Annotated in this window: 32 protein-coding genes; 11 read left to right on the top strand and 21 right to left on the bottom strand. The window is 68.1% G+C overall.

Features of this window, described 5'->3' with window-relative positions:
• Positions 1 to 253: 253 nt before the first annotated feature.
• On the top strand, positions 254 to 1,708 hold the full coding sequence (locus tag ACG10_RS20215) for a DUF3360 family protein (protein WP_089169580.1): 1,455 nt from the start codon (positions 254 to 256) through the stop codon (positions 1,706 to 1,708).
• A gap of 109 nt (positions 1,709 to 1,817) precedes the next feature.
• Here ACG10_RS20215 and argB read toward each other — a convergent pair whose 3' ends face one another.
• From argB to coaBC, 4 genes are all read right to left on the bottom strand, one after another.
• Positions 1,818 to 2,720 (bottom strand): acetylglutamate kinase, encoded by a 903-nt coding sequence (gene argB, locus ACG10_RS20210; RefSeq protein ID WP_089169579.1) that lies wholly within the window; start codon positions 2,718 to 2,720, stop codon positions 1,818 to 1,820.
• 138 nt (positions 2,721 to 2,858) lie between these two features.
• Positions 2,859 to 4,256, bottom strand: coding sequence for a phosphomannomutase/phosphoglucomutase (gene algC, locus ACG10_RS20205; RefSeq protein WP_198318981.1), 1,398 nt, complete (start codon positions 4,254 to 4,256; stop codon positions 2,859 to 2,861).
• A gap of 177 nt (positions 4,257 to 4,433) precedes the next feature.
• Complete coding sequence (dut, locus tag ACG10_RS20200) at positions 4,434 to 4,889, bottom strand: dUTP diphosphatase (protein WP_039806793.1); 456 nt, start codon at positions 4,887 to 4,889, stop codon at positions 4,434 to 4,436.
• A gap of 5 nt (positions 4,890 to 4,894) precedes the next feature.
• Positions 4,895 to 6,103, bottom strand: coding sequence for a bifunctional phosphopantothenoylcysteine decarboxylase/phosphopantothenate--cysteine ligase CoaBC (gene coaBC, locus ACG10_RS20195; RefSeq protein ID WP_089169577.1), 1,209 nt, complete (start codon positions 6,101 to 6,103; stop codon positions 4,895 to 4,897).
• Positions 6,104 to 6,259: 156 nt separating this feature from the next.
• Between coaBC and radC the strand changes: the two genes are divergently transcribed.
• Entirely contained in the window at positions 6,260 to 6,934 is a 675-nt protein-coding gene (gene radC, locus ACG10_RS20190; RefSeq protein WP_089169576.1) for a RadC family protein, read from the top strand.
• Between the two features lie 14 nt (positions 6,935 to 6,948).
• Here the strand turns inward: radC and mtgA are convergent, their stop codons facing one another.
• Positions 6,949 to 7,662 (bottom strand): monofunctional biosynthetic peptidoglycan transglycosylase, encoded by a 714-nt coding sequence (gene mtgA / locus ACG10_RS20185; RefSeq protein WP_169531420.1) that lies wholly within the window; start codon positions 7,660 to 7,662, stop codon positions 6,949 to 6,951.
• Between the two features lie 69 nt (positions 7,663 to 7,731).
• On the opposite strand from mtgA, the gene ACG10_RS20180 reads away from it, so the two are divergent.
• The 4 genes from ACG10_RS20180 to trmB all read left to right on the top strand — a co-directional run bounded on the left by ACG10_RS20180 (position 7,732) and on the right by trmB (position 10,097).
• Positions 7,732 to 8,109 (top strand): DUF423 domain-containing protein, encoded by a 378-nt coding sequence (locus ACG10_RS20180; RefSeq protein ID WP_089169574.1) that lies wholly within the window; start codon positions 7,732 to 7,734, stop codon positions 8,107 to 8,109.
• An 86-nt stretch (positions 8,110 to 8,195) separates the two neighbouring features.
• The gene (gene thiS, locus ACG10_RS20175; protein ID WP_089169573.1) at positions 8,196 to 8,396 is read left to right on the top strand and encodes a sulfur carrier protein ThiS; all 201 of its coding nucleotides are present in this window, start codon (positions 8,196 to 8,198) and stop codon (positions 8,394 to 8,396) included.
• A gap of 90 nt (positions 8,397 to 8,486) precedes the next feature.
• Positions 8,487 to 9,281, top strand: a complete 795-nt coding sequence (locus tag ACG10_RS20170) for a thiazole synthase (protein WP_089169572.1) — start codon at positions 8,487 to 8,489, stop codon at positions 9,279 to 9,281.
• A gap of 93 nt (positions 9,282 to 9,374) precedes the next feature.
• Positions 9,375 to 10,097, top strand: a complete 723-nt coding sequence (gene trmB, locus ACG10_RS20165) for a tRNA (guanosine(46)-N7)-methyltransferase TrmB (protein WP_089169571.1) — start codon at positions 9,375 to 9,377, stop codon at positions 10,095 to 10,097.
• 73 nt (positions 10,098 to 10,170) lie between these two features.
• Here trmB and hemW read toward each other — a convergent pair whose 3' ends face one another.
• From hemW to ACG10_RS20120, 9 genes are all read right to left on the bottom strand, one after another.
• Entirely contained in the window at positions 10,171 to 11,367 is a 1,197-nt protein-coding gene (gene hemW, locus ACG10_RS20160) for a radical SAM family heme chaperone HemW (RefSeq protein WP_089169570.1), read from the bottom strand.
• Entirely contained in the window at positions 11,364 to 11,960 is a 597-nt protein-coding gene (gene rdgB / locus ACG10_RS20155; protein ID WP_089169569.1) for an RdgB/HAM1 family non-canonical purine NTP pyrophosphatase, read from the bottom strand. Before rdgB ends, hemW begins: the two co-directional genes overlap by 4 nt.
• Complete coding sequence (locus ACG10_RS20150) at positions 11,957 to 12,376, bottom strand: DUF4426 domain-containing protein (protein ID WP_089169568.1); 420 nt, start codon at positions 12,374 to 12,376, stop codon at positions 11,957 to 11,959. The genes rdgB and ACG10_RS20150 overlap by 4 nt, the downstream gene beginning before the upstream one ends.
• Positions 12,377 to 12,447: 71 nt before the next feature.
• Positions 12,448 to 13,041 (bottom strand): methionine biosynthesis protein MetW, encoded by a 594-nt coding sequence (gene metW, locus ACG10_RS20145; RefSeq protein WP_089169567.1) that lies wholly within the window; start codon positions 13,039 to 13,041, stop codon positions 12,448 to 12,450.
• A 7-nt stretch (positions 13,042 to 13,048) separates the two neighbouring features.
• Complete coding sequence (gene metX, locus ACG10_RS20140; protein ID WP_089169962.1) at positions 13,049 to 14,188, bottom strand: homoserine O-succinyltransferase MetX; 1,140 nt, start codon at positions 14,186 to 14,188, stop codon at positions 13,049 to 13,051.
• A 154-nt stretch (positions 14,189 to 14,342) separates the two neighbouring features.
• Positions 14,343 to 14,642, bottom strand: coding sequence for a DUF167 domain-containing protein (locus ACG10_RS20135; RefSeq protein WP_089169566.1), 300 nt, complete (start codon positions 14,640 to 14,642; stop codon positions 14,343 to 14,345).
• Positions 14,642 to 15,235 carry a YggT family protein gene (locus ACG10_RS20130; protein WP_039806769.1) on the bottom strand — a complete coding sequence of 198 codons (594 nt, stop codon included), beginning with the start codon at positions 15,233 to 15,235 and terminating at the stop codon, positions 14,642 to 14,644. The genes ACG10_RS20135 and ACG10_RS20130 overlap by 1 nt, the downstream gene beginning before the upstream one ends.
• A 12-nt stretch (positions 15,236 to 15,247) precedes the next feature.
• Positions 15,248 to 16,066 carry a pyrroline-5-carboxylate reductase gene (proC, locus tag ACG10_RS20125; protein WP_089169565.1) on the bottom strand — a complete coding sequence of 273 codons (819 nt, stop codon included), beginning with the start codon at positions 16,064 to 16,066 and terminating at the stop codon, positions 15,248 to 15,250.
• Positions 16,067 to 16,083: 17 nt separating this feature from the next.
• Positions 16,084 to 16,776, bottom strand: coding sequence for a YggS family pyridoxal phosphate-dependent enzyme (locus ACG10_RS20120; protein WP_089169564.1), 693 nt, complete (start codon positions 16,774 to 16,776; stop codon positions 16,084 to 16,086).
• A 71-nt stretch (positions 16,777 to 16,847) separates the two neighbouring features.
• Here ACG10_RS20120 and ACG10_RS20115 point away from each other — a divergent pair, with 71 nt between their 5' ends.
• The 3 genes from ACG10_RS20115 (at position 16,848) to ACG10_RS20105 (ending at position 19,546) form a co-directional block, all read left to right on the top strand.
• The gene (locus ACG10_RS20115; RefSeq protein ID WP_089169563.1) at positions 16,848 to 17,882 is read left to right on the top strand and encodes a type IV pilus twitching motility protein PilT; all 1,035 of its coding nucleotides are present in this window, start codon (positions 16,848 to 16,850) and stop codon (positions 17,880 to 17,882) included.
• 35 nt (positions 17,883 to 17,917) lie between these two features.
• A complete protein-coding gene (locus ACG10_RS20110; protein ID WP_039806759.1) occupies positions 17,918 to 19,063 on the top strand; it encodes a PilT/PilU family type 4a pilus ATPase in 1,146 nt (381 codons plus the stop codon).
• 81 nt (positions 19,064 to 19,144) lie between these two features.
• Complete coding sequence (locus ACG10_RS20105) at positions 19,145 to 19,546, top strand: NINE protein (RefSeq protein WP_039806755.1); 402 nt, start codon at positions 19,145 to 19,147, stop codon at positions 19,544 to 19,546.
• Between the two features lie 67 nt (positions 19,547 to 19,613).
• On the opposite strand, the gene ACG10_RS20100 is transcribed toward ACG10_RS20105, so the two are convergent.
• The 7 genes from ACG10_RS20100 to gshB all read right to left on the bottom strand — a co-directional run bounded on the left by ACG10_RS20100 (position 19,614) and on the right by gshB (position 25,503).
• Entirely contained in the window at positions 19,614 to 20,885 is a 1,272-nt protein-coding gene (locus ACG10_RS20100; RefSeq protein ID WP_089169562.1) for a dihydroorotase, read from the bottom strand.
• Positions 20,885 to 21,901, bottom strand: a complete 1,017-nt coding sequence (locus ACG10_RS20095) for an aspartate carbamoyltransferase catalytic subunit (RefSeq protein ID WP_089169561.1) — start codon at positions 21,899 to 21,901, stop codon at positions 20,885 to 20,887. The genes ACG10_RS20100 and ACG10_RS20095 overlap by 1 nt, the downstream gene beginning before the upstream one ends.
• A gap of 18 nt (positions 21,902 to 21,919) precedes the next feature.
• Positions 21,920 to 22,429, bottom strand: coding sequence for a bifunctional pyr operon transcriptional regulator/uracil phosphoribosyltransferase PyrR (gene pyrR / locus ACG10_RS20090; protein WP_039806751.1), 510 nt, complete (start codon positions 22,427 to 22,429; stop codon positions 21,920 to 21,922).
• A 44-nt stretch (positions 22,430 to 22,473) separates the two neighbouring features.
• Positions 22,474 to 22,902: a Holliday junction resolvase RuvX gene (gene ruvX / locus ACG10_RS20085; protein WP_089169560.1), complete on the bottom strand. Its 429-nt coding sequence runs from the start codon at positions 22,900 to 22,902 to the stop codon at positions 22,474 to 22,476.
• Positions 22,899 to 23,465: a YqgE/AlgH family protein gene (locus ACG10_RS20080; RefSeq protein ID WP_377802447.1), complete on the bottom strand. Its 567-nt coding sequence runs from the start codon at positions 23,463 to 23,465 to the stop codon at positions 22,899 to 22,901. The genes ruvX and ACG10_RS20080 overlap by 4 nt, the downstream gene beginning before the upstream one ends.
• Positions 23,466 to 23,551: 86 nt before the next feature.
• Entirely contained in the window at positions 23,552 to 24,445 is an 894-nt protein-coding gene (locus ACG10_RS20075) for an energy transducer TonB (protein WP_039806743.1), read from the bottom strand.
• A gap of 101 nt (positions 24,446 to 24,546) precedes the next feature.
• Entirely contained in the window at positions 24,547 to 25,503 is a 957-nt protein-coding gene (gshB, locus tag ACG10_RS20070) for a glutathione synthase (RefSeq protein WP_039806739.1), read from the bottom strand.
• Positions 25,504 to 25,734: 231 nt separating this feature from the next.
• Between gshB and pilG the strand changes: the two genes are divergently transcribed.
• Together pilG and pilH are read left to right on the top strand one after the other, a co-directional pair.
• Positions 25,735 to 26,142, top strand: coding sequence for a twitching motility response regulator PilG (gene pilG, locus ACG10_RS20065; protein ID WP_039808301.1), 408 nt, complete (start codon positions 25,735 to 25,737; stop codon positions 26,140 to 26,142).
• A 46-nt stretch (positions 26,143 to 26,188) separates the two neighbouring features.
• Positions 26,189 to 26,554 carry a twitching motility response regulator PilH gene (gene pilH / locus ACG10_RS20060; RefSeq protein ID WP_039806737.1) on the top strand — a complete coding sequence of 122 codons (366 nt, stop codon included), beginning with the start codon at positions 26,189 to 26,191 and terminating at the stop codon, positions 26,552 to 26,554.
• Positions 26,555 to 26,602 lie beyond the last annotated feature (48 nt).

The following is a 26,602-nucleotide window of genomic DNA, read 5'->3' as shown; positions in this document are numbered from 1 at the left end:
GTTGGCTGATAGTCGGTGCCTGAGGCCCCCGGTACCGCGTTGCCACCTCTTGCTGTTCCCGGCGTGCCCCGTCACGCCCGCCTCAGAGCTTCGACCATCCGAATTTGAATCGACCGGTCCGTGGTCGCGCGACGCCATGTGCGCTCGCGCGGGATGGGTCGCTGCCTGAACAACAACAAAAAGATTTAGTCGGGCCAAGCCGGCCGTGGCCGGCCTGTGCCCGTCATATGAATTTTCTGGATGGTATGAAAACATGACTGATTACAATGAAATAAGTTACCGCGATCTACATAGGCCAAAGGAATCCTTCGCATCGAGGTCGGAATACCTCGATCATGAACTGAAGATCATGGCGCCGAAGCGCTGGCGGGTGAACCTGCCGTTCCGCGACTACCGCTTCGAGCTGGAGGACTGGGTTCCCGCGGTAGCGGCGACCATCGGCAAGATCGTGATGGTGGCTGCCGTGGCGGGCGCCTTCGCCGCGCCCCTGGGGCTGAGCGATGCCTTCGTGATCGAGAACGTTCGCTATGAGATGCTGATCGTCGCGCTGCTGTTCGTGATCCTCTTCTCCGGCATCCTCAACCCGACGGCCAACCTGGCCGGTACCCACGGCCCGCTGATTCCCCTAATTCCGCTGATCATGGCCGCCGGCGGCCACCCGATGGCCTTCGGCATCATGGTCGGCGTGCTGGGCTTCATGCTGGGGATATTGAAGGGCGGCAGCCTGATGGCGCGCCTGACCAGTGACGGGGTCTGCGGCGGCCTGCTGCTTTATCTCGGCTTCATCGGCATCGTCGGCCAGATCCAGAAGCTGTTCGCCTGGGCCGAAGGTTTCAACATGGCCTACATCGCCTTCGTGGTGATCTTCGCCACCATCGTGCTGTATGCCTATCTGGAGCACGTCAGGCTGCGCTGGCTGGCCATCCCCCTGGGCTGCGCCCTGGCGGCGCTGATCGCCTTCGCGCTGGGCGCGCCCTTCGAGTTCAAGACCGAGCCCGGCATTCCCAACCTGAATCCGGCCTACTGGTGGGGTGAAACCACCGGCTGGCAGATGGGCCTGCCGAACATGGAACACTTCCTGGCCGTCGCCCCCTTCGCCATCCTCGCCGTGGCCATGTGGTCCCCGGACTTCCTGGGCCATCGGGTCTTCCAGGAACTGAACTACCCGAAAGGCTCCGACAAGGTGCTGATGAACATCGACGACACCATGTGCGTCGCGGCGGCGCGCCAGATCGTCGGCACCGCGCTGGGTGGCGGCAACCTGACTTCCTCCTGGGGGACCTACCTGGTGCCGGCGGCCATCGCCAAGCGGCCGATCCCGGCCGGCGCCATCCTGACCGGCCTGCTCTGCGTGGTGGCAGCGCTCTGGGGCTACCCGATGGACCTGGCGGTCTGGCCGCCGGTGCTCAGCGTGGCGCTGCTGGTCGGCGTCTACCTGCCGCTGCTGGAAGCCGGCATGCAGATGACCCGCGAGGGCAAGACCTCGCAGTCCGCGGCCGTGGTGATCTTTTCCTCGGCGCTGGTGAACCCGGCCTTCGGCTGGTCGCTGACCATGCTGCTGGACAACCTGGGCCTGATCGGTGACAAGGAGCGGGGCCAGGCGATGGGCGCCGTGCACCGCTGGATCATCCCGTCCTTGGTGTTCCTGCTGCTGACCGGCATCCTGGCGGCCATCGGCCAGATCCCGGGCATTCCGGCACTGCTGTAAGGTTCTTGCCGCGGCCGGGAGGGCATCCGGCAAAGCAGAAAGGGGGAGCTTCGGCTCCCCCCCTTTTTCGTTTCGGATGCTGCGGGTGCCGGGGTGGACCCGGCCGTGGTCAGCCCTGGCAGTTGGTGATCAGGGTGCCGACGCCGGTGTCGGTGAAGATCTCCAGCAGCACCGCATTGGGCACCCGGCCGTCGATGATATGCGCGCTGGTCACGCCGCCCTGGACCGCCTCGAGAGCGCAGCGGATCTTCGGCAGCATGCCGCCGTAGATGGTGCCGTCGGCGATCAGGGCATCGACCTGCTCGGTGGACAGTCCGGTGAGCACCCGGCCTTCCTTGTCCATCAGTCCGGCGATGTTGGTCAGCAGCATCAGCTTCTCGGCCTTGAGCGCCTCGGCGACCTTGCCGGCGACCAGGTCGGCGTTGATGTTGTAGGACTCGCCGTCGGCGCCGACGCCGATCGGCGCGATCACCGGGATGAAGTCGCCCTGCACCAGCATGTTCAGCAGCCCGGTATTGACCGACTCGACCTCGCCGACCTGGCCGATGTCGATGATTTCCGGCTGGGTCATTTCCGGCGTCTGGCGGGTGACCTTGAGCTTCCTGGCGCGGATCAGCCCGGCGTCCTTGCCGGTCAGGCCGATGGCGCTGCCGCCGTGGCGGTTGATCAGGTTGACGATGTCCTTGTTGACCTGGCCGCCGAGGACCATCTCCACCACGTCCATGGTCTGCGCATCGGTGACGCGCATGCCGTCGACGAAGCGGCTCTCGATGGACAGGCGCTTGAGCAGGTCGCCGATCTGCGGGCCGCCGCCGTGCACCACCACCGGGTTGATGCCGACCGCCTTCATCAGCACGATGTCGCGGGCGAAGCCGGTCTTCAGCTCGTCGCTTTCCATGGCGTTGCCGCCGTACTTGATCACCAGGGTCTTGCCGACGAAGCGGCGGATGTAGGGCAGTGCTTCGGAGAGAACCTTGGCGACTTGGGTGGCGGCATCACGGCTGAGGGTCATGCTGAACTCCGCTGAACAGAGACTGGGGTGAATGCGTCCGGCGCCTGCAGGCGCCGGCGAGAAATCGGTCGCCGTCCAAATGGCGAAAGGCCGACGCTCGCCTGGCGGCGGGCGTCGGCCTCGGCATGCCGGCCGGATTTAGAACGGCAGCTTCAGATCCGGGGCGACATTATAGAGCTGCGCACGGAACACTTCCTGGATGCGTTGCAGCTCCTCGGCAGTTTCGGCCTCGAAGCGCAGCACCAGCACCGGGGTGGTGTTGGAGGCGCGCACCAGGCCCCAGCCCTTCGGGTAGTCGACGCGCGCGCCATCGAGGGTGCTCACCTCGGCGCCTTCGCCCCACTGGGCATCGCGCTGCAGGGCCTCGATGATGGTGAACTTGCTCTCTTCGGTGACCTTGACGTTGATCTCCGGGGTGGAGAGGTCCACCGGGAAATCGGCGAACACCTGGTCGGCATTGCGCGAATCCTGGGCAAGGATCTCCAGCAGGCGCGCGGCGCTGTAGATGCCGTCGTCGAAGCCGAACCAGCGCTCCTTGAAAAACACGTGCCCGCTCATCTCGCCGGCGAGCAGGGCGCCGCTTTCCTTCATCTTCTTCTTGATCAGCGAGTGGCCGGTCTTCCACATCAGCGGACGGCCGCCGCTGGCCTTGATCAGCGGGGTCAGGCGGCGGGTGCACTTGACGTCGAAGATGATCTCGGAACCGGGGTTGCGGCTGGCCACGTCCTTGGCAAAGAGCATCAGCAACTGGTCGGGGTAGATGATGGCGCCGCTGTTGGTCACCACGCCGACGCGGTCGCCGTCGCCATCGAAGGCCAGGCCGAGGTCGGCCTTCTCGCTGGCGACCTTGGCGATCAGGTCTTCCAGGTTCTCCGGCTTGCCCGGGTCCGGGTGGTGGTTGGGGAAGTTGCCGTCGACCTCGCAGAACAGCGGGATCACCTCGCAGCCGAGCGCCTCGATCAGGCGCGGGGCGATCACCCCGGCGACGCCGTTGCCGCAGTCGACCACCACCTTCAGCTTGCGCGCCAGGCGGATGTCGCCGCGGATCTGCTCGAAATAGCGTTCCAGCACGTCGACCTGCTCGACGCGGCCTTCGCCGGCGCTCAGGTTGCCGCTCTCGATGCGCTCGCGCAGCACCTGGATCTGTTCGTTGGCCAGGGTGTCACCGGCGATGACGATCTTGAAGCCGTTGTAGTCCGGCGGGTTGTGGCTGCCGGTGAGCTGCACGCCGGACTTGCCGGCGAGGATGTTGGCCGCGTAGTAGAGCACCGGGGTCGGCACCATGCCGACGTCGCTGACGGTGCAGCCGCTGTCGCGCACGCCGCGGATCAGCTGCTCGACCAGCTCGGGGCCGGACAGGCGGCCGTCGCGCCCGACCGATACGTTCGGCTCGCCCTTGGCCAGGCTTTCCGAACCGATGGCGCGGCCGATCCAGTAGGCGGCTTCCGGGGTCAGGCTGTCGCCGACCACGCCGCGGATGTCGTAGGCCCGGAAGATGCTGGCGGGCAGGGAGGGGGCTTTCTGGAGGCTGTTCATGCGGGGGTGGTGCTCCGATGTTTCCGGACTGGCGGTCCGGGTTACTTCAAGGATGTCCATGTCGGGCATGTCGTTGAGTGCAGCAGTCGGCGACCGACGCGGTGGGCTGGCGGCCATTCGATTGCCATCAGGCGCCGGCCCGCAGGTTTGATGGACGGGGCGGCGCAGAGTTCCACGTCAGTGACTGCCCGAATGGCCGAAGCCGCCGGCGCCGCGCTGACTGGCGTCGAACGCCTCGACCAGCTCGAAGTGCGCCTGCACCACCGGCACCAGCACCAGCTGGGCGATGCGCTCGCCGACCGCGATGCGGAAGCTGCTCTGGCCGCGGTTCCAGCAGGAGACCATGAGTTCGCCCTGGTAGTCGGAGTCGATCAGCCCGACCAGGTTGCCGAGGACGATGCCGTGCTTGTGGCCCAGGCCCGAGCGCGGCAGGACCAGCGCGGCCAGTCCCGGGTCGGCGATGTGGATGGCCAGTCCGGTGGGGATCAGCGCGGTCTGGCCCGGCTCCAAGCTCAGCTCCTCCTGGAGCATGGCGCGCAGGTCGAGGCCGGCGGAACCGGCGGTGGCGTAGGCCGGCAGCGGATAGTCGCTGCCCAGGCGGGGATCGAGAATCTTGGCTTGCAGACTGTGCATGGGTATCAGGCCTTGTCGAGGCGGTCGGCGATGAAGGCGATCAGCTGGCGGGCGATCTTGCCCTTGCTGGTCTGGGCGAGGCGGGTTTCCTGCTGCGCGCGGTCGATCACGCTGACCGCGTTCTCCTCGCTGTTGAAGCCGATGCCGGGGTTGGCCACATCGTTGGCGACGATCAGGTCGAGGTTCTTCGCGTTCAGCTTGCGCAAGGCGTATTCCAGCAGGTTTTCGGTCTCGGCGGCGAAGCCGACGCTGAACGGGCGGTCGGCGCGCTGCGCCAGGGTGGCGAGGATGTCCGGGTTGCGCACCAGCTGCAGGAGCAGGCCGTCGTCGTTGTTCGGGTCCTTCTTAAGCTTCTGCGGGGCGACCACCTGCGGCCGGTAGTCGGCCACCGCGGCGGCGGCGATGAGGAGGTCGCAGGGCATCGCCGCCTCGCAGGCGGCGAGCATGTCGCGGGCACTGACCACGTCGATGCGCTCGACCCGGTCCGGCGTCGGCAGGTGCACCGGGCCGCTGACCAGGGTGACCCGGGCGCCGGCCTCGGCGGCGGCCTCGGCCAGGGCGAAGCCCATCTTGCCGGAGCTGTGGTTGGTGACGTAGCGCACCGGGTCGATGTTTTCCTGGGTCGGTCCGGCGGTGATCAGCACATGGCGGCCGGTCAGGCAGCCGCTTGCGAAGCAGTCGGCGACCCGCTGGGCGAGCTCCGTGGGTTCCAGCATGCGCCCCGGGCCGACGTCGCCACAGGCCTGGCTGCCTTCGGCCGGACCGAACAGACGCAGGCCGCGCCCGACGAGGGTCTGCGTGTTGGCCTGGGTCGCCGGGTCGCGCCACATCGCCTGGTTCATCGCCGGGGCCAGGGCCACCGGTGCGTCGGTGGCCAGCACCAGGGCGGTCAGCAGGTCGTCGGCCATGCCCTGAGCCAGGCGCGCCAGCAGGTCGGCGGTGGCCGGGGCGATCAGTACCAGATCGGCCCACTTGGCCAGTTCGATATGGCCCATCGCTGCTTCGGCGGCCGGATCGAGCAGATCCAGATGCACCGGATGGCCGGACAGGGCCTGGAGGGTCAGGGGGGTGATGAACTCGCGCCCGCCCCGGGTCATCACCACATGGACTTCCGCTCCCTGGTCGCGCAGGCGGCGGACCAGCTCCGCGCTCTTGTAGGCGGCGATGCCGCCGCCGACGCCCAGGACGATGCGTTTCCGATACAGCCGCTGCATAGGCCTGCCTTGCTTCGTTGTCGTGATCGCTTGCCCAGGCCCCCGGCTGCCTTGCGAGGCTGTCCGGGCGTGCTCCCCGTCACGGCCGGGCACAAAATGCCGGCTAAGATAGCACAGCCCCGCACCGGGATCAGCGGGGGTCGACAGGGAGGTGGCATGAGCATTCGGGACTGGCCGGCGACGGAGCGGCCGCGGGAAAAACTGCTGGACCAGGGCGCGCTGGCGCTGAGCGATGCCGAGTTGCTGGCGATCTTCCTGCGCACCGGGGTCGCCGGGCAAAGCGCGGTGGACCTGGCCCGCCATCTGCTGAACGACTTCGGCAGCCTGCGTGCCCTGCTGGAGGCCGATCGCGCCTCGTTCAGCCGTCGCCTCGGCCTCGGTCCGGCCAAGTTCGCCCAGCTGCAGGCGGTGCTGGAGATGTCGCGCCGTCATCTGGCCGAGCGCCTGCGCCGCGATCCGGCGCTGGAGAGTCCGCAGGCGGTGCGCGACTACCTGAAGGCGCGCCTGCGCCACGAGCCCCACGAGATCTTCGGCTGCCTGTTCCTCGACGCCAAGCACCGGGTGCTGGCCTTCGAGGCGCTGTTCCACGGCACCATCGACGGCGCCAGCGTCTATCCGCGCCAAGTGGTCAAGCGTGCCCTGGCGCACAACGCCGCTGCGCTGATCCTCACCCACAACCACCCTTCCGGCGTCGCCGAACCGAGCCAGGCGGACCGCAGCCTGACCCAGCGGCTGAAGGAGGCGCTGGCGCTGGTCGACGTGCGGGTGCTCGACCATTTCATCGTCGGCGACGGCGAGCCGCTGTCGATGGCCGAACACGGCTGGCTGTAGCGGCTGCCGAGCGCTCAGCGTGCGGGGCGCGGCGTGTCGAGGCGTTCGAGGTAGGCGCTGCCGCCCAGCTGGCGCATCTGCCGGGCGATCCAGTCGGCGCGGCGATTGACGTAGGCACTCGGCGCGGACGCGCTCCATTCCCGCGGATTGGGCAGGACGGTGGCGAGCAGGCTGGCCTGGCGGGTCGACAGGTAGGGGGCGCCGATGCCGAAATGATGACGGGCGGCGGCCTCGGCGCCGAAGACCCCGTCGCCCCATTCGGCGCTGTTCAGGTAGACCTCGAGAATCCGCTGCTTGGACCAGCAGAGCTCGATCAAGGCGGTGAACCAGGCCTCGATGCCCTTGCGCAGCCAGCTGCGCCCGGACCAGAGGAACAGGTTCTTCGCCACCTGCTGGCTGAGGGTGCTGGCGCCGCGCAGCGTGCCGCCCAGCTCGTTGTGTTTCAGGGCGGCGCGGATCGCCGCGAGGTCGAAGCCCCAGTGTTCGGCGAAGTGCTGGTCCTCGGCGGCGATCACCGCCATCTTCAGATCGTCCGGCAGCTCGGCCCAGGGGCGCCATTCCCGCTGCAGGTCGAGCGGGCGGCCATCCAGCCAGGACTCGACCTTGCGCTCCACCATCAGCGCACTGCCCGGCGGCGGCACCCAGCGCAGGCTCAGCACCAGCAGGAGGGAGCCGGCGGCGAGCCAGAGCGGAAGCTGGAGCAGGCGGCGGAGCAGGGAGCGGGGCATGGTCGACTTGGCCGGGGCGGTCGGGCGGGCCATTATAGCGGCCCTCTTTCGTCTGTCCGGAGTTCATTCATGGCGCGTGTCTTTCTCATGCTGGCGGCCCTGTTCGGCTTCGCCGGCGTCGCCCTCGGCGCCTTCGGCGCCCATGGCTTGCGCGGTCTGCTGAGCCCGGAATACCTCGAGGTGTTCCAGACCGGCGTGCACTACCAGCAGTTCCACGCCCTGGCGCTGCTCGTGGTTGGCCTGCTCGCCCTGCATCGCCCGGGGCGCCTGCTGGCGTCCGCCGGCATCCTGTTCGGCCTGGGTATCCTGATGTTCTCCGGCAGCCTCTACCTGCTCACCCTGGGCGGCTTCAAGCTCGGCCTGGTCACACCGTTCGGCGGCCTGGCCTTCCTCCTCGGCTGGCTGTGCCTGGGGCTGGCCGGCTGGCGCCTGGGGGGCTCGGTCTGAGTGCCGGGTGGCCCCCCGCCGCTGCCTTGGTGATCGCCGCGGATCGGCGCTAGAATGCCGAACCTTCCGGACGCAGCGAACCCGTCATGCGCATTCAGTTGAACGGCGAACCCTACGACCTTGCCGATGGCCAGACCATCGCCGATCTGTTGGCCCGTCTGGATCTGGCCGGCCGGCGCGTCGCGGTCGAACTCAATCTCGACATCGTGCCCCGCAGTCTGCACGCCGCCACCGCCTTGCGCGAGGGCGACCGGGTGGAGGTGGTGCATGCCATTGGTGGTGGTTAGCAGCTCGTTGAAACACCTCCGCGCCCGGCCCGACCGCGGGAGGGCGCTCCGGCTCCACCCTTTCAACCGCCTGCCCAGGAGGAAATCCCGATGAGTCCCGCTCGCAACGACAAGCCCTTTACCCTGGCCGGCCGCACCTACACGTCGCGTCTGCTGGTCGGCACCGGCAAGTACAAGGATCTCGAGGAGACCCGCCAGGCCATCGAGGCCTCCGGCGCGGAGATCGTCACCGTCGCGGTGCGCCGCACCAACATTGGCCAGAACCCCGGCGAGCCGAACCTGCTCGACGTGATCAGCCCGGCGCGCTACACCATCCTGCCGAACACCGCCGGCTGCTACACCGCCGAGGAAGCGGTGCGCACCTGCCGTCTGTCCCGCGAGCTGCTGGACGGCCATAAGCTGGTCAAGCTGGAAGTGCTGGCCGACCAGAAGACCCTGTTCCCCAACGTGATCGAGACCCTCAAGGCCGCCGAGGTGCTGGTCAAGGACGGTTTCGACGTGATGGTCTACACCAGCGACGATCCGATCATCGCCCGCCAGCTGGCGGAAATGGGCTGCATCGCGGTGATGCCGCTGGCCGGCCTGATCGGCACCGGCCTCGGCATCTGCAACCCCTACAACCTGCGCATCATCCTCGAGGAGGCGACGGTGCCGGTGCTGGTGGATGCCGGGGTGGGCACCGCCTCGGACGCGACCATCGCCATGGAGCTAGGCTGCGAGGCGGTGCTGATGAACAGCGCCATCGCCCACGCCCAGGACCCGGTGCTGATGGCCCGGGCGATGAAGCACGCCATCGAGGCCGGGCGCCTGGCCTGGCTTGCCGGGCGCATGCCGAAGAAGCTCTACGCCAGCGCCTCGTCGCCGCTGGAAGGCTTGATCCGTTAATTAATTTGCCGGGCGGCGCCCGGCGTCGCCTGCGTTCAGCGAAGCGAGTCCTGCCCGCGAGGGCAGGGCTCGTTTGTCTTTTCAGGAAGCGTTATGACTGACGAAATCCAACAAGTGCCGCAAACCGCCGACGAAGCGCCGCGTCTGCGTACCATCAAGAGTTTCGTGATGCGCGCCGGGCGCATGACGGAAGGCCAGCAGCGCGGCCTCGAACAGGGCTGGCCGAAATTTGGCCTGTCCCTGGAGGATGGCCTGCGCGATTTCGACCAGGTGTTCGGACGCCATGCGCCGCGCACCTTCGAGATCGGCTTCGGCATGGGCCATTCCACCCTGGAGATGGCGGCAAGTGCGCCGGAGCAGGACTTCATCGGCGTCGAGGTGCACAAGCCGGGCGTCGGCGCCCTGCTCAACGGCACCCTGGCGCAGAACCTGACCAACCTGCGCGTCTACAGCTGCGATGCGCTGGACGTGCTGCGCCAGTGCGTGGCCGACGCCAGCCTGGACCGCGTGCTGCTGTTCTTTCCCGACCCGTGGCACAAGAGCCGCCATCACAAGCGGCGCATCGTCCAGCCGGCGTTCGCCGAGCTGGTGCGGCAGAAACTCAAGGTCGGTGGCGTGCTGCACATGGCCACCGACTGGCAGCCCTATGCCGAGCACATGCTGGAAGTGATGAATGCCGCGCCCGGCTACCGCAACCTGGCGGAGGACCGTGCCTACGTGCCGCGCCCCGAGGAGCGCCCGGTGACCAAGTTCGAGCGCCGCGGCGAGCGCCTCGGCCACGGGGTATGGGATCTGAAGTTCCAGCGCGTCGATTGAGCAGGACGTAGCGTAGGGTGGGTGGAAAACGGCCGCAGGCCTTGCCCACCGTTGGTCGTTTCGGTGGACAGGCTTACGGCAGGAAATGCTGCAGCAGGTCGTTGAGAAACAGCTGGCCGCGGGCGGTCGGGCGCAATAGCTGCGGATCGTTCTCCAGCAGGCCGGCGGCGCGGGCGGCGGCGCAGGGCTCGGCGATGGTCGTCAGCGGCAGGCCGGTGCGCTGCGCGAACAGCTCCGCCGGCACGCCCCCGGTCAGGCGCAGGGCGTTCATCATGAACTCGAACGGCAGCTCGGCCGCTTCCAGCAGGCGCTCGCCGGCCTGGAAGCGCCTGGCCGGGTCGAGGTAATCCTTCGGCAGGCGGGTTTTCCAGGTGCGGCGGATGTGGCCGTGCGGATCGCTGAGCTTGGCGTGGGCGCCGGCGCCGATGCCGAGGAAGTCGCCGAAGGTCCAGTAGTTGAGGTTGTGCCGTGCGCGCCGGCCGTCCCGGGCATAGGCCGAGGTTTCGTACTGGACGAAACCTTCGGCGGCCAGCAGCGCCTGGCCGGCTTCCTGGATGTCCCAGAGCAGGTCGTCCTCGGGAATCTCCGGCGGCTGGCTCCAGAACAGGGTGTTCGGCTCCAGGGTCAGCTGGTACCAGGACAGGTGCGTCGGTCCCTGGGCGATGGCCTGGCGCAGGTCGTCCAGCGCGCCGGCCACGTCCTGGCCGGGCAGGCCGTGCATCAGGTCGAGGTTGAAGTTGTCGAAGCCGGCGCGCTGCGCCATTTCGGCGGCGCGGATCGCATCAACGCCGTCGTGGATGCGGCCCAGCGCCTGGAGCTGGGCAGTCTGGAAGCTCTGCACGCCGATCGACAGGCGGTTGATGCCGAGGCGCCGGTAGTCGGCGAATTTGGCCTGTTCGAAGGTGCCGGGGTTGGCCTCGAGGGTGATCTCGATGTCAGGGGCGAAGGCGAGATGCCGCTCGATCCCGTTCAGCAGGCGGTCGAGGGCGCGGGCGGAGAACAGGCTGGGCGTGCCGCCGCCGAGGAAGACCGACACCAGCCCGCGGCCGTGGGCAGCCGGCAGGTCCGCCTCGAGGTCGGCGAGCAGGGCGTCAACGTAGGCTTCTTCCGGCAGTTCGGGGCCGGCGGCGTGGGAGTTGAAGTCGCAGTACGGACACTTGCGTACGCACCAGGGGATGTGGATGTACAGCGCCAGAGGTGGGAGCTGGAATCCGCTTTTCTCCCTCTCGTCCTCCGGGAGAGGCGCAGGGGGAGAGGGTTGCCGGCTCATGCCAGCCCCAGCCGCTGCCTGAGCTGCGCCATGGCGCGGGCGCGGTGGCTCAGGCGGTTCTTCTCCGGCGGTGCCAGCTCGGCGCTGGCGCAATCGCATTCCGGCACCCAGAACAGCGGGTCGTAGCCGAAGCCCTGCGCACCGCGCGGGGCGTGCAGGATGCGCCCGTGCCAGAGGCCCTCGCAGAGGATCGGCAGCGGATCCTCGGCATGCCGCACCAGGGCCAGGGCGCAGACGAACCGGGCGCCGCGCTCGGCGTCCGGCACGTCGCGGAGCGCTTCCAGCAGCTTGGCGTTGTTCGCCGCATCGCCGCCGCCACCGGCATAGCGCGCCGAGTAGATGCCCGGCGCGCCGCCGAGGGCGTCCACCGCCAGGCCCGAGTCGTCGGCCAGCGCCGGCAGGCCGGACACGCGGGCGGCGTGGCGGGCCTTGAGGATGGCGTTCTCGACGAAGGACAGGCCGGTTTCTTCCGGCTCGACGTCGCTGAATTCGCCGACCGAGCGCACCTGGACGGCGTCGCCCAGGAGGGCCTGGAGTTCCTTGAGCTTGCCGGCGTTGTGGCTGGCCAGTACCAGTTGGGAGAGAGTCATCATTCGTCGGGGAAGAATTGCTGGTCGAATTCGAAGCTGTTGAGGGGACCGCCGCCGCTCTGGACGTCGATCTTGAAGTGCAGGGTTTCCTGGTCGAAGGGGAACTGCGACAGGTAGTAGATGGCCTCGCCCTCGCGCACCTCGCGGAAGCTCAGCGTGCGGATCTGTCCCAGGGTGTTGCGCACCTGGGCCTTGACCGTCGCGGGCTGGGCCTTGCCGGCCTTCAGCACGGCGATGTTGAGCACGCCCTGGCTCTTGCCGCGGACGATGCCGGCGGCGCTGGCGATTTCCGGCTGCAGGAAGCCGGAATTGAAGGCGCTGTAGTGCACATCGAGGTCGGCGAATTTCTGCAGGCGCTCGGCGGCGGTGGCCGACAGCGACAGGCAGAGGGCAAGCAGGAACAGGGCGGGGCGAGACATGGCGATCTCCTTACCGAGGAACGCGGGGCGAGGGCATCCGCCCGGGTCGCCGCGGCCGGCCGGGGGCGCGGTCAGCGGCGACTGACATGGTAGATGCCGATTTCACCTAACAGATTAGGCCACAGGCGGCTGGCCCAGCCATGCCGGTGTTCGCGGTCCACGGCCAGGCGCTGCAGCACCTGCACCTGGCGCTCCCGGCACAGGGCCTCGAAGTCCTTGAAGGTGCAGAAGTGGATGTTCGGCGTGTTGTACCAGGTATAGGGCAGGAACTCGGAAACCGGCATCCGCCCCTTGCTTGCCAGATACCAGCGGCAGCGCCAGTGGCCGAAGTTGGGGAAGGTGATGATGCAGGTGCGGCCGACCCGCAGCATCTCCTCGAGGATGCGGTCCGGGTAATGCACGGCCTGCAGCGCCTGGGTCATCACCACCACATCGAAGCTGGCGCTGGCGAGGTTGCCGAGGCCCTTGTCGAGGTCCTGCTCGATCACGTTGACGCCCTTGTCGAGACAGGCGGCGATGTTCTGCGGGTCGATCTCCAGGCCGTAGCCGCTGACCTCTTTGTGCTCGCGCAGCCGGGCCAGCAGCTCGCCGTCGCCGCAGCCGAGGTCGAGCACCCGGCTGCCGGTGGGAATCCACTCTTGGATGATGTCCAGATCGGCTCTCATGGGCGTGTCATACCGCGATTCGGTTCATGTAGCTGCGAAATCCCTGCAGGTAGCGGGGAATCGGCATCAGGAAGGCGTCGTGGCCCTGCGGCGCGTCGATTTCCAGGTAGCTGACGTTCTTGCCGGCGGCGATCAGCGCATCGACGATTTCCCGCGAGCGGGCCGGCGAGAAGCGCCAGTCGGTGGTGAAGGACATCAGGCAGAAGTCGGCCCGGGCCGCGGCCAGGGTCCTGGCCAGATCGTCGCCGTGCGCGGCGGCAGGGTCGAAGTAGTCCAGTGCCTTGGTCATCAGCAGATAGGTGTTGGCGTCGAAGCGTCCGGAGAACTCCTCGCCCTGGTAGCGCAGGTAGCTTTCCACCTGGAACTCGACGCTGTGGAAGTCGTAGTTGAGCTGGTCGGTCTTCAGTTCGCGGCCGAATTTCTCGCCCATGGCGTCGTCCGACAGGTAGGTGATGTGGCCGACCATGCGCGCCAGTATCAGGCCGCGCTTGGGGATCACCCCGTGCTCCTGGAAATGCCCGCCGTGGAAGTCCGGATCGGAGAGGATCGCCTGGCGCGCCACCTCGTTGAAGGCGATGTTCTGCGCCGACAGCTTGGGCGCCGTGGCGATGGCCAGGCAATGGCGCACCCGCTCGGGATAGCTGATGGTCCACTGCAGGGCCTGCATGCCGCCGAGGCTGCCGCCGACCACCGCCGCCCACTGATTGATGCCCAGGGCCTCGGCCAGGCGCGCCTGGCTGTGCACCCAGTCCTCCACCGTCACCACCGGGAAGTCCGCACCGTAGGGGCGGGCGGTCGCCGGGTTGAGGCTGCCGGGGCCGGTGGAGCCGTTGCAGCCGCCGAGGTTGTTCAGGCTGACGACGAAGAAGCGGCGGGTGTCGATGGGCTTGCCGGGGCCGATGCAGCTGTCCCACCAGCCGGGCTTGCGCTCCTCGGGGCTGTGGTAGCCGGCGGCATGGTGATGGCCGGACAGGGCGTGACAGATCAGCACCGCATTGCTGCGTGCCGCGTTGAGTTCGCCGTAGGTTTCATAGACCAGTTCGTAGTCGCTCAGACTGCGTCCGCAGGCGAGCATCAGCGGTTCGCTGAAGTGCAGCATCTGCGGGCGAACCAGACCGACAGAATCTTCGGGAAAAGCCAATGGCAGGCCCCTGCTCTTGCAAAAAAGAGGCGCCAGTCTAGGGCCTGTCATCGATTATTTCCACGCTTGCGTTGCCGCCTGAAGGCCGCCCGGGCAAGGCGCTGCCTGCCGGCAAGGGTCATGCCCCTGGCAAGGGCTGCAACACCACACCGGCCGCGGTTCAGGTGCCCGGCCGCGGGGTGAGGCCGGGCAGCGCGGGAAGCTGCCGCGGCTGGCGGATGCGTACCCGCTTCTGGCGGTTCAGCTCGCCGCTTTCCAGGCTCACCTGGTTCTTCGGCACGCCGAAGGCGCCGGCGAGGAAGGCCAGCAGATGGGCATTGGCCTTGCCCTCCACCGGCGGGGCGGTGAGGCGGATCTTCAGGCGCTCGCCGTGCAGCCCGGCGAATTCATCCTTGCTCGCCTTGGGCTGCAGGTGGCAGGCGAGGATCAGGTCCTCGCCGTCCCAACGGAACCAGCTCATCAGAGGAAGGGGCTGAGCGCGCGCGGCATGCCGCTCATGGCGGCGAGATTGTTGATCACCAGCATGTCGACCAGGTTCAGCGCGATGAACGCGAAGATCGGCGAGATGTCCAGCCCGCCGAGGTTCGGCAGGATACGGCGGATCGGCGACAGCAGGGGCTCGCAGATCTGGTTGACCAGCTGCGCGGCCGGGTTGTAGCTGCTGGGGGCGACCCAGGAGAGGATCACGCTGACGATCAGGGCGAAGAAGAACACCTTGAGGAACAGCGAGGTGACGCCGATGGCCGACCAGAGCAGCAGCGGCAGCAGATAGCCGCCGACGCCGTAGCCCATCAGCAGCAGGACGCCGATCATCAGCGCCAGCTGGACCAGGATGGCCAGCACCAGGGAGGCGAAGTCCAGCCCGCCGAAGCCGGGCACGACCCGCCGCAGCGGCTTGAGCAGCGGCTGGGTGGCCTTGACCACGAACTGGCTGAGGGGGTTGTAGAAGTCGGCGCGCACCAGCTGGAGGATGAAGCGCAGCAGGACGATCAGCAGGTAGAGGCTGCCGAGGGTCTGCACGAGGTAGATGACCGCAGTGTTCATTCCATTCATCGGGTAGGCTCCTTATCGGCCCAGCTGTTCGGCCAGTTCGGCGGAGCGTCGGGCAGCGGCGTCCAGCGCCTGCTGCACCAGGGCTTCGAAACCGCCGGCCTGGAAGGTGTTGATCGCCGCCTCGGTGGTGCCGTTCGGCGAGGTCACCCGGCGGCGCAGTTCGGCGGCGTCGACGCCGCTTTCGGTGGCCATGCGCGCGGCGCCCAGGGCGGTCTGCAGGGTCAGCTGCGCGGCGATGTCGTGCGGCAGGCCGAGATGCTCGCCGGCGGCGGTCATGGCCTCCATGAGCAGGAAGAAATAGGCCGGGCCGCTGCCGGAGACGGCGGTCACTGCATCGATCAGGCGCTCCTCGTCGAGCCACAGGGCCAGGCCGACCGCACCGAGCAGCTGTTCGGCCTGCTGGCGCTGGGCCGCGGACACCCGGGGGTTGGCGAACAGGCCGCTGACGCCCTGGCGCAGCAGCGCCGGGGTGTTCGGCATGCAGCGCACCACAGGGCGCTCGCCCAGCCAGGCTTCAAGGCTGGCGCAGGTGATGCCGGCGGCGATGGAGACGATCAGTTGTTCCGGACGCAGGTGGATGGCGAGCGCCTGGCAGACCGCCTTCATCACCTGCGGCTTGACCGCCAGCACCACCACGTCGGCGCCGGCGGCGGCCTCGGCGTTGTCGGCGAACAGCTCGATGCCGTGCTCGACGGCGATGCGCGCGCGCTGCTCGGCGCCCGGGTCGCTGGCGCGGATCGCGGTGGCTGGCACGCCCTGGGCGCGCAGCCCGCCGATCAGGCTGGCGGCCATGTTGCCGGCGCCGATGAAGGCGATGCGGGTGTCACTCATGAGGGACTTTCCTTTCTCTAGCGGGAAGGCTGCCCATAGTCGCGGGCGCCGAACAGGGCGGTGCCGATGCGCACCCAGGTGGCGCCTTCGGCGATGGCGGCCTCCAGGTCGTGGCTCATGCCCATGGAGAGGGTGTCGAGAGCGAGGCCGAGGCCGTCCTTCAGCTCGCGCAGGCGGGCGAAGGCGGCGCGCTGGGCGGCCGGGTCGTCGGTCGGTTCGGGAATCGCCATCAGCCCGCGCAGGCGCAGGTTGGGCAGCTCCGCCACGGCGCCGGCGAGTGCCGCCAGTTCCGCGGGCGCACAGCCGGACTTGCTCGCCTCGCCGCTGACGTTCACCTGCAGGCAGAGGTTCAGCGGCGGCAGGTCGGCCGGGCGCTGTTCGGACAGGCGCTGGGCGATCTTCAGCCGGTCCACCGCGTGGACCCAGGCGAAATGCCCGGCGATGGCGCGGGTCTTGTTGGACTGGATCGGCCCGATGAAATGCCAGGTCAGCTCCAGGTCGGCCAGCTCGACCTGCTTGGCCAGGGCCTCCTGCAGGTAGTTCTCGCCGAAGTCGCGCTGGCCGCAGGCGAAGGCCTCGCGCAGGGCGCTCGCAGGTTTGGTCTTGCTCACGGCCAGCAGCTGCACGCTCTGCGGATCGCGCCCGGAAGCTTGCGCCGCCTCACGGATACGCGCGCGAACCTTTGCAACACTCTCTGGGATCGTGGACATTTGTGCCGTTTCCTGCCCGGGCCGCCGGTTGTCGCGGCATTCTACCCGCTTGTTTGTGATTGGGGACCCCCATGGACATTACCGAGCTGCTCGCCTTCAGCGCCAAGCAGGGCGCGTCGGACCTGCACCTCTCCGCCGGCCTGCCGCCGATGATCCGCGTCGACGGCGACGTGCGCCGGATCAACCTGCCGCCGATGGATCACAAGCAGGTGCACGCGCTGATCTACGACATCATGAACGACAAGCAGCGCAAGGATTACGAGGAATTCCTCGAGACCGACTTCTCCTTCGAGGTGCCGGGCGTGGCGCGCTTCCGGGTCAACGCCTTCAACCAGAACCGCGGGGCCGGCGCGGTGTTCCGGACCATTCCGTCGCGGGTGCTGAGCATGGACGATCTGGGGATGGGCGAGGTGTTCAAGAAGATCACCGAGGTGCCGCGCGGCCTGGTGCTGGTCACCGGCCCCACCGGCTCGGGCAAGTCGACCACCCTGGCGGCCATGCTCGACTATCTGAACGCCAACAAGCACCACCACATCCTCACCATCGAGGACCCGATCGAATTCGTCCACGAATCGAAGAAGTGCCTGATCAACCAGCGCGAGGTGCACCGCGACACCCTGGGCTTCGCCGAGGCGCTGCGTTCGGCGCTGCGCGAGGACCCGGACGTCATCCTGGTTGGCGAGATGCGCGACCTGGAAACCATCCGCCTGGCGCTGACCGCCGCGGAAACCGGCCACCTGGTGTTCGGCACCCTGCACACCACCTCGGCGGCCAAGACCATCGACCGGGTGGTCGACGTGTTCCCCGCGGAGGAGAAGTCGATGGTCCGCTCGATGCTCTCCGAATCGCTGCAGGCGGTGATCTCCCAGACCCTGCTGAAGAAGGTCGGCGGCGGCCGGGTGGCGGCCCACGAGATCATGATCGGCACCCCGGCGATCCGCAACCTGATCCGCGAGGACAAGGTGGCGCAGATGTACTCGGCGATCCAGACCGGCGGCTCGATCGGCATGCAGACCCTGGACATGTGCCTGAAGAACCTGCTGTCCAGGGGCGCGATCACCCGCGAGAACGCCCGCGAGAAGGCGAAGATTCCCGACAACTTCTAAGCGCCGCTGCGCGGGCGCGACAGGCGATCACGACCATGGAATTCGAAAAGCTGCTGCGCCTGATGATGGAGAAGGGCGCTTCCGATCTGTTCATCACCGCGGGCATGCCGCCGTCGATGAAGCTCAACGGGCGCCTGGTGCCGGTGACCCGCAACCCGCTGTCGCCGGAGCAGGCCCGGGAAACCGTGTTCGCGGTGATGAACGAACAGCAGCGCCGCGAGTTCGCCGCCTGCCACGAGTGCAACTTCGCCATCAGCGCCCGCGGCATCGGCCGCTTCCGGGTCAGCGCCTTCTACCAGCGCAACCTGGCGGGGATGGTGCTGCGACGCATCGAGACGCGCATCCCGACCTTCGACGAGCTCCAGCTGCCCGAGGTGCTGCGCGAGCTGTCGATGACCAAGCGCGGCCTGGTGCTGTTCGTCGGCGCCACCGGCACCGGCAAGTCCACCTCGCTGGCGGCGATGATCGGCTACCGCAACCAGAACAGCAGCGGCCACATCATCTCCATCGAGGACCCGATCGAGTTCATCCACCAACACCAGGGCTGCATCGTCACCCAGCGCGAGGTGGGCATCGACACCGAGTCCTTCGAGGTGGCGCTGAAGAACACCCTGCGCCAGGCGCCGGACGTGATCATGGTCGGCGAGATCCGCACCCGCGAAACCATGGACTACGCGGTGGCCTTCGCCGAGACGGGCCACCTGTGCCTGGCCACCCTGCACGCCAACAACGCCAACCAGGCGCTCGACCGGATCATCAACTTCTTCCCCGCCGACCGTCACCACCAGGTGTGGATGGACCTGTCGCTGAACCTGCGCGCCATCGTCGCCCAGCAGCTGATCCCGACGCCGGACGGCAAGGGGCGCCGGGCGGTGATCGAGGTGCTGATCAATACCCCGCTGGTCGCCGACCTGATCCGCAAGGGCGAGGTCCACGAGCTCAAGGCGGTGATGAAGCGCTCCACCGAACAGGGCATGCAGACCTTCGACCAGGCGCTGTACCAGCTCTACAGCCAGGGCGAGATCACCTACGAGGAAGCCCTGCGCCACGCCGACTCGGCCAACGACCTGCGCCTGATGATCAAGCTGGAGTCGGAGACCGACAGCCGGCACCTGGAGAGCGTGGCCGACGGGCTCAGCCTGCAGGCCAGCGAGGAGGACACCGGCCGGCGCATGCGCTGAAGGGCCGGAGCTGCCGCAGGGCAGGGCCCTTGCCGTCGCGGCCGCCTTCGCCCATCCTGAATGTCTTTCGGGAGATTCGTCATGCAGCTTCAGGACACCCACAGCAAGCTCGTCGGCTACCTGCTGTGGATCTTCGGCTTTCTCGGCGCGCACCGCTTCTACTACGGCCGTCCGCTGACCGGGACGATCTGGTTCTTCACCCTCGGCCTGCTCGGCATCGGCTGGCTGATCGACCTGTTCCTGATCCCGTCGATGGACCGCGAGGCGGACCTGCGCTTTCATGCCGGCTCCACCGACTACAACATCGCCTGGCTGCTGCTGACCTTCCTCGGCATCTTCGGCGTGCACCGCATGTACCTGGGCAAGTGGCTGACCGGCCTGCTCTACCTGCTGACCGGCGGCCTGTTCCTGATCGGCGTGCTCTACGACTTCTGGACGCTGAACGAGCAGGTATCCCTGCGCAACGCCCAACGGAGCTATTGATCCCCACAAAGACGAGGCCCGCCGGTTGGCGGGCCTCGTCTTTGTGCGGGCGCTGCGCAGGCAGCCATCAGGCCTGGTAGCTGATCCGCCCGTCGAGCAGGGTGTAGCGTACCGCGCCGGGCAGGACGTGGCCGATGAACGGGCAGTTGCGGCCCTTGGACAGCCAGTGCTCGCCGGCCAGGGTGGCGGCCTCCGGGTCGAACAGCACCAGGTCGGCCGGGGCGCCGGCCGCGAGGCTCCCGGCCGGCAGGCGCAGGGCCTGGGCCGGGCCGTGGGTGAGGCGGGCGAGCAGGGTCGGCAGGTCGAGCAGGCCTTCCTGGACCAGGCTCAGGGCCAGCGGCAGCAGCAGTTCGACGCTGCTGATGCCGGGCTCGGTGGCGCCGAACGGGGCCAGCTTGGCATCCGGCTCGTGGGGCTGGTGGTGGCTGGCGATGGCCTGGATGGTGCCGTTCCTGACCGCCTCGCGCAGGCCGTCGCGGTCGGCGCGCGAGCGCAGCGGCGGCTGTACGTGGTAGAGGCTGGAGAAGTCGGCCAGCGCTTCGTCGGTGAGGATCAGCTGGTACAGCGCCACGTCGGCGCTCACCGGCAGGCCGCGGGCCTGGGCTTCGGCGATCATCTGCGCGCCGCGGGCGCTGGAGAGCTGGCTGAAGTGGGCGCGCACGCCGGCCTGCTCGACCAGCAGCAGGTCGCGGGCTAGGGCCACGGTTTCCGCCGTTTCCGGAATGCCCGCCAGTCCCAGGAAGCTGGCCATCGGCCCTTCGTGGGCGAGGCCGCCCTCGGCGAGGGCGGCGTCCTGGGAGTGGAACACCACGGTCAGGTCGAAGGTGGCGGCGTATTCCAGGGCGCGGCGCAGGTTGCGGTGGCTGGCGAAGCTGGCCAGGCCGTTGCCGAAGGCGACGCAGCCGGTGTCGCGCAGGGCGACCAGTTCGGCCAGCTGCTCGCCGGCCAGCTCCCGGGTCAGCGCGCCGACCGGGAAGACCTTGGTGTGGCCGGCTTCGCGGGCGCGGTCGAGGATCAGTTCGACTACCGCCGGGGTGTCCAGTACCGGCTTGGTCAGCGGAGGGCAGCACAGGCTGGTGACGCCGCCGGCGGCGGCGGCGCGGGTTTCGCTGGCGATGCTGCCCTTGCGGCTGTAGCCGGGCTCGCGCAGGGCGGCCGACAGGTCGACCAGACCGGGCGCGGCGATCAGGCCGTGGGCATCGAGGGTCTGTTCGGCCTCGAAGGCGGCCGGCGCCTGGCCGATGGCGGCGATCCTGCCGTCGGCCAGGTAGAGGTCGGCGACCTGGTCCAGACCGCTGGCCGGGTCGATGACACGGGCGCCGAGGATACGGGTACGCATCAGATCTGCTCCTCGGAGACGGATTCGGAAGTGAGCTGGCGCTGCGCGGTCTGCCCACTCATGGCCATGGACAGCACCGCCATGCGCACGGCGATGCCGTAGGTGACCTGGTTGAGGATCACCGACTGGGCGCCGTCGGCCACCGCCGACTCGATCTCCACGCCACGGTTGATCGGTCCCGGGTGCATGACGATGGCGTCCGGCCTGGCCAGCGCCAGGCGCGCGGTGGAGAGGCCGTAGAGCCGGTAGAACTCGCCCTGGCTGGGCAGCAGGCCGCCCTGCATGCGCTCGCGCTGCAGGCGCAGCATGATCACCACGTCGACGTCCCGGAGGCCTTCGGCCAGGTCGTGGAAGACGCGTACGCCGTACTGGTCGAGGCCCGTCGGCAGCAGGGTCTTCGGGCCGATCACGCGGATGTCCGGGCAGCCGAGGGTGCGCAGGGCGAGCATGTCGGAGCGCGCCACCCGCGAGTGCAGGATGTCGCCGACGATGGCCACCGAAAGGTTCTCGAAGCCGCCCTTGTGGCGGCGGATGGTCAGCATGTCGAGCATGCCCTGGGTCGGGTGGGCATGCCGGCCGTCGCCGCCGTTGATCACCGCCACGTCGGGGCAGACGTGCTCGGCGATGAAGTGCGCGGCGCCGGAGTCGGCATGGCGGATGACGAACATGTCGGCGGCCATCGCCTCGAGGTTGCGCAGGGTGTCGAACAGGGTCTCGCCCTTGCTGGTCGAGGAGGTCGACACGTTGAGCGTGATCACGTCGGCGGACAGGCGCTGGGCGGCCATCTCGAAGGTGGTGCGGGTGCGCGTGGAGTTCTCGAAGAACACGTTGCAGACGGTCTTGCCGCGCAGCAGCGGGACCTTCTTCACGGCGCGGGTGCCGACCTCGAGGAAGGAGTCGGCGGTGTCGAGGATTTCGGTCAGCAGCTCGCGGGACAGGCCGTCGAGCGAGAGGAAGTGGCGCAGCTGGCCCTGGTCGTTGAGCTGCAGCGGGCGCTTGGCGTCGTTCGGCGTCATCGCGAAGGGACTCTTGGGTTAGGCGGAGGCAAGGGCCTGGCGCTCGAGGGCGAGCGGTGCGGGGCCGAGCAATTTTACCCGTTCGTCGGGGGCGAGCGACAGGGTCTGGCCGACCACGTCCGGACGGATCGGCAGCTCGCGGGCGTCGAGGTCGAGCAGGCAGACCAGGGTCACGCTGGCCGGGCGGCCGTAGTCGAACAGTTCGTTGAGGGCGGCGCGCACGGTGCGGCCGGTCATCAGCACGTCGTCGACCAGCACCAGGTGCTGGCCCTCGATCTCGAAGGGCAGCGCGGAGGGGCGTACCTGCGGGTGCAGGCCGCTCTGGGTGAAGTCGTCGCGGTAGAAGGACACGTCGAGCACGCCCAGCGGCTCCTCGCGGCCGAGGGCCGCCAGCAGCGCCTGGGCAACCCAGACGCCGCCGGTATGGATGCCGACGAAGCGCGGCGTGTCGATGCGGTGGGCCTGCAGGTGGCGTGTCAGCTCGGCGGCCATCCTGGGCAGCAGTACAGCGGGATCGGGCAGGGTCATGGGATGGTCTCCTTGGGCGCGCCGCAGGTCGCGGCGCCGCGGTTTCAGCCGGCCGGGCGTTCCGCCAGCCAGCCTTCCAGTAACAGGGCGGCAGCCAGGGCATCCACCGGGCGCTGGCGATAGCCGTCGCGCTGGCCCTGGGCCAAGCGATGACCCTTGGCTTCGAAGGTGGTCAGACGCTCGTCGTGGGTATGCACCGGCAGGTCGAAGCGGCCGTGCAGGCGGCGGGCGAAGCGTTCGGCGCGCGCGCTCATCTCGCTCGGCGTGCCGTCCATGTTCAGCGGCAGGCCGACGATGATGGCGTCCGGCTGCCACTCGCGGATCAAGTTCTCGATCTGGTTCCAGTCGGGCACGCCGTTCTGCGCCTTGAGCACGCAGAGTTCGTGGGCCTGGCCAGTGATCGCCTGGCCGACGGCGACGCCGATCTGCCGGGTGCCGTAGTCGAAGCCGAGCAGCAGGCGCGGCCCGCTCATGCGTGGCCGGCCTGGGAGGTCAGCAGGGCGAGGTTGATGCCCAGGTGGGCGGCGGCGGCGGGCAGGCGCTGTTCGGCCGGGGTGTCGAAGAGGATCGCGGGATCGGCCGGACAGGTCAGCCAGGTGTTCTGTAGCAGCTCGGCCTCCAGCTGGCCGGCGTCCCAGCCGGCGTAGCCGAGGGCGATCAGGCAGCGCGCCGGGCCGCTGCCGTCGGCGATCGCCAGCAGCGTGTCCTGGGAAGTGGACAGCGCCAGCCCGTCCAGCTCCAGGGTGGCCTGGAAGCGGTAGCCGGGCGCATGCAGGACGAAACCGCGGTCGGTCTGTACCGGGCCGCCGGTGTAGATCGGCAGGCCGCGGCGCGCTTCGAGCGTCGGGCTGTCCGGGCTCAGCTGGGCGAGCACCTGGCCCAGGTCGAGCTCGCTCGGGCGGTTGACCACCAGGCCCATGGCGCCCTGCTCGTTGTGATCGACCAGGTAGACGAGGGCCTGTGCGAAATTGGGATCGGCCATGTGCGGCATGGCGATCAGGAAATGATTCTTCAGATACTGGGGGGCTGTGTTCATCTTCATCGGCCTAGTTTCAAGCTTCGGGGCGCAGGCTTCAAGAGTGGCACAGGGTGGCGCGGCGAGTCTGCACGGTCGGGCCGGCGTCAGTTGCTCGACAGCCGGTCGCCGCGCTCGAAACGCCAGGTGCGGATGATTTCCAGGCGGTCGATGTCGGCCAGGTCGCCGGTGAACGGGGCGTAGGGGGCGGCCAGCCGGACGATGCGCTGCGCCGCCTGGTCCAGAATGGGCTCGCCGGAGGATTCCAGGACCAGCACTTCGTGGAGGGTGCCGTCGCGGTTGATCGACACCAGCAGGCGCAGGCTGCCGTAGAGGTGCTGGCGACGGGCATCCTCGGGGTAGTTGAGGTTGCCGATCCTTTCGACCTTGCGGCGCCATTCGTCCTTGTACCAGGCGCCCTTGTCGCGCATGGTCGAGGCCGCGTTGAGGCGGTGGATCCGCGGGCGCTTGGCATAGCGCTGGACTTCATTGGCCAGCTCGGCCTCCAGGCTGGCGATCTCGTTGGACAGCTGGGCGCTGTCGAAGGTCGGCGTCGTCGGCGCGGGCGGAGCCGGCCTGGCCGGCTCGCGCTTGACCGGCGTCTTTTCCGGCTGCGGCTTGTGCGTCGCCACCGCGGCCTTCGGTTCCTGCCTGGGTGCTGCCGGCGGTGCGGCGGGCGGCGGGGTGACCTGGTTGATCTCGGTGTCCTGGAAGGGCGCGGTCTCGGTGGTCTTGGGTTTCGCCTGGTGTTCCAGAGTGCCGCTGCCCTGCTGGTTGTCCTGGGCGAGGAAGTCGGCCTCCTTGGGCTTTTCCTCGCTCTTGAAGGTGGACAGGGTGATTTCCAGGGTCTTGCTGACCTCGGCGGGTTTCGGCAGCCCGAAGCCGAGACCGAGGATCACGGCCAGGTGCAGCAGCGCGGCGAGGACCAGGGTCAGGCCCAGGCGATCCGCGGGACGGACGCCGGGGCGGGCGGGTACGGGCGGAGGAGAGGCTGCGGTCATGGCTCTTCGGCTGGCTACGGGTTGCCGCGCAGTCTGCCGAGGGGACGGCGAAAAGTCTATGAACCAGGCGGCAGCTTCGTCGCCCCGGGGCGGCCGGCGGTTCAGCTCCTGGCCGCCAGCCTTTGCGCGATCACGTCCATCAGGCGATCGCCGATGTGCGTGTCGTAGGCGTTGTCGATCTCGCGGATGCAGGTCGGGCTGGTGACGTTGATTTCCGTCAGGTGCTCGCCGATCACGTCGAGGCCGACGAACAGCAGGCCGCGCCGGCGCAGCTCCGGGCCCACCTGGGCGGCGATCTCGCGGTCGCGCTCGGTCAGCGGCTGGGCCACCCCGCGGCCGCCGGCGGCGAGGTTGCCGCGCGTCTCGCCGGGGGCCGGAATGCGCGCCAGGCAATAGGGGACGGGTTCGCCGTCGACCATCAGGATGCGCTTGTCGCCGTCCTTGATCGCCGGCAGATAGCGCTGCGCCATGATCTGCCGGGTGCCGTGCTCGGTCAGTACTTCCAGCATCACCGACAGGTTGGGGTCGCCCTGGCGGTGGCGGAACACCGAGGCCCCGCCCATCTCGTCCAGTGGTTTGAGAATGACATCACCGTGCTCGGCGGCGAACTCGCGCAGAATGTCGGCGCGGCGGCTCACCAGGGTCGGCGGCGTGAACTGCGGGAACTGGGTGGCGAAGAACTTCTCGTTGCAGTCGCGCAGGCTCTGCGGGCGGTTGACCACCAGGCAGCCGGCCTTTTCGGCGAGTTCGAGCAGGTAGGTGGCATACACGTATTCGCTGTTGAAGGGCGGGTCCTTGCGCATCAGCAGCACGTCCAGGTCGGCGAGCGGCGCATCGTTCTCCTCCTCCAGTTCGAACCAGTGCGCCGGGTCGTCGAACACCTTGAGGGGACGCATCCGCGCGCGGGCCTCGCTGCTGCGCTGGTAGAGATCCTGCGGCTCCATGTAGTGCAGCGACCAGCCGCGCGCCTGTGCGCTCTGCAGCATGGCCAGCGAGCTGTCCTTCTTGAAGGAGATCTGCGCGATGGGGTCCATGACGATCCCGAGGCGAATGCTCATGGGGTGTCCTCCGGGGAAAGGCGGCCGGAATGCCGGCCGGGATGCAAAAAGAGGGGCCCAGAGTGGCGTCGGCCCGGCGCTCGGTCAAGAAAACCTTGAGCGAGTGCACGTTTGGATGCGGAGCGAGTGTGCTAAAACGTCCCGGCGATGGGGTGGTCCTTCGCCGGCAAGTCCCAGATGGCCTGGGAGCAACCTGTGGTCAACGGCTCGGCGGAGCCCGGTAAGGCGAATATGGAACAGCATTCCGACGGTTTGAAGGTCATGGTGATCGACGATTCCAAGACGATTCGTCGCACTGCGGAAACTCTGCTGAAGAAGGTGGGGTGCGAGGTCATCACCGCCGTGGACGGCTTCGATGCCCTGGCCAAGATCGCCGATGGCCATCCGCGGATCATCTTCGTCGATATCATGATGCCGCGACTGGACGGCTATCAGACCTGTGCCTTGATCAAGAACAACAGCGCATTCAAGTCCACGCCGGTGATCATGCTGTCCTCCAAGGACGGTCTGTTCGACAAGGCCAAGGGACGCATTGTCGGCTCCGACCAATATCTGACCAAGCCCTTCAGCAAAGAAGAGCTGCTGGGCGCGATCAGGGCCCATGTGCCCGATTTCGTCCCGGTAGAGCAAGCATCCTGAGTGCCGGCCATAGGGCCGCGCCGCCTTATTCCGTATGGGGAAATCCATGGCTCGAATTCTGATTGTCGATGATTCGCCGACCGAGATGTACAAGCTGGCCGCCATGCTCGAGAAGCACGGGCACAGCGTGCTCAAGGCGGAAAACGGTGCCGACGGCGTGGCCCTGGCCCGTCAGGAGAAGCCGGACGCCGTGCTGATGGATATCGTCATGCCAGGGCTGAACGGCTTCCAGGCGACCCGCCAGCTGACCAAGGATGACGAAACCAGCCATATCCCGGTGATCATCGTCACCACCAAGGACCAGGAGACCGACCGGGTCTGGGGCAAGCGTCAGGGTGCCCGCGACTACCTGACCAAGCCGGTGGAGGAGAACACCCTGCTGAAAACCCTGAACGCTGTGCTGGTCGGCTGATGCCTGCCCACCGCTCCCGCCACTGCACATACGCATAAAGGCACAGTC

Origin of the sequence: Azotobacter chroococcum (genome assembly GCF_002220155.1) — a bacterium.
GTDB lineage: Bacteria > Pseudomonadota > Gammaproteobacteria > Pseudomonadales > Pseudomonadaceae > Azotobacter > Azotobacter chroococcum.
Note: the sequence above shows the minus strand (reverse complement) of the source record. Positions and strands in the feature narration are given on the sequence as shown.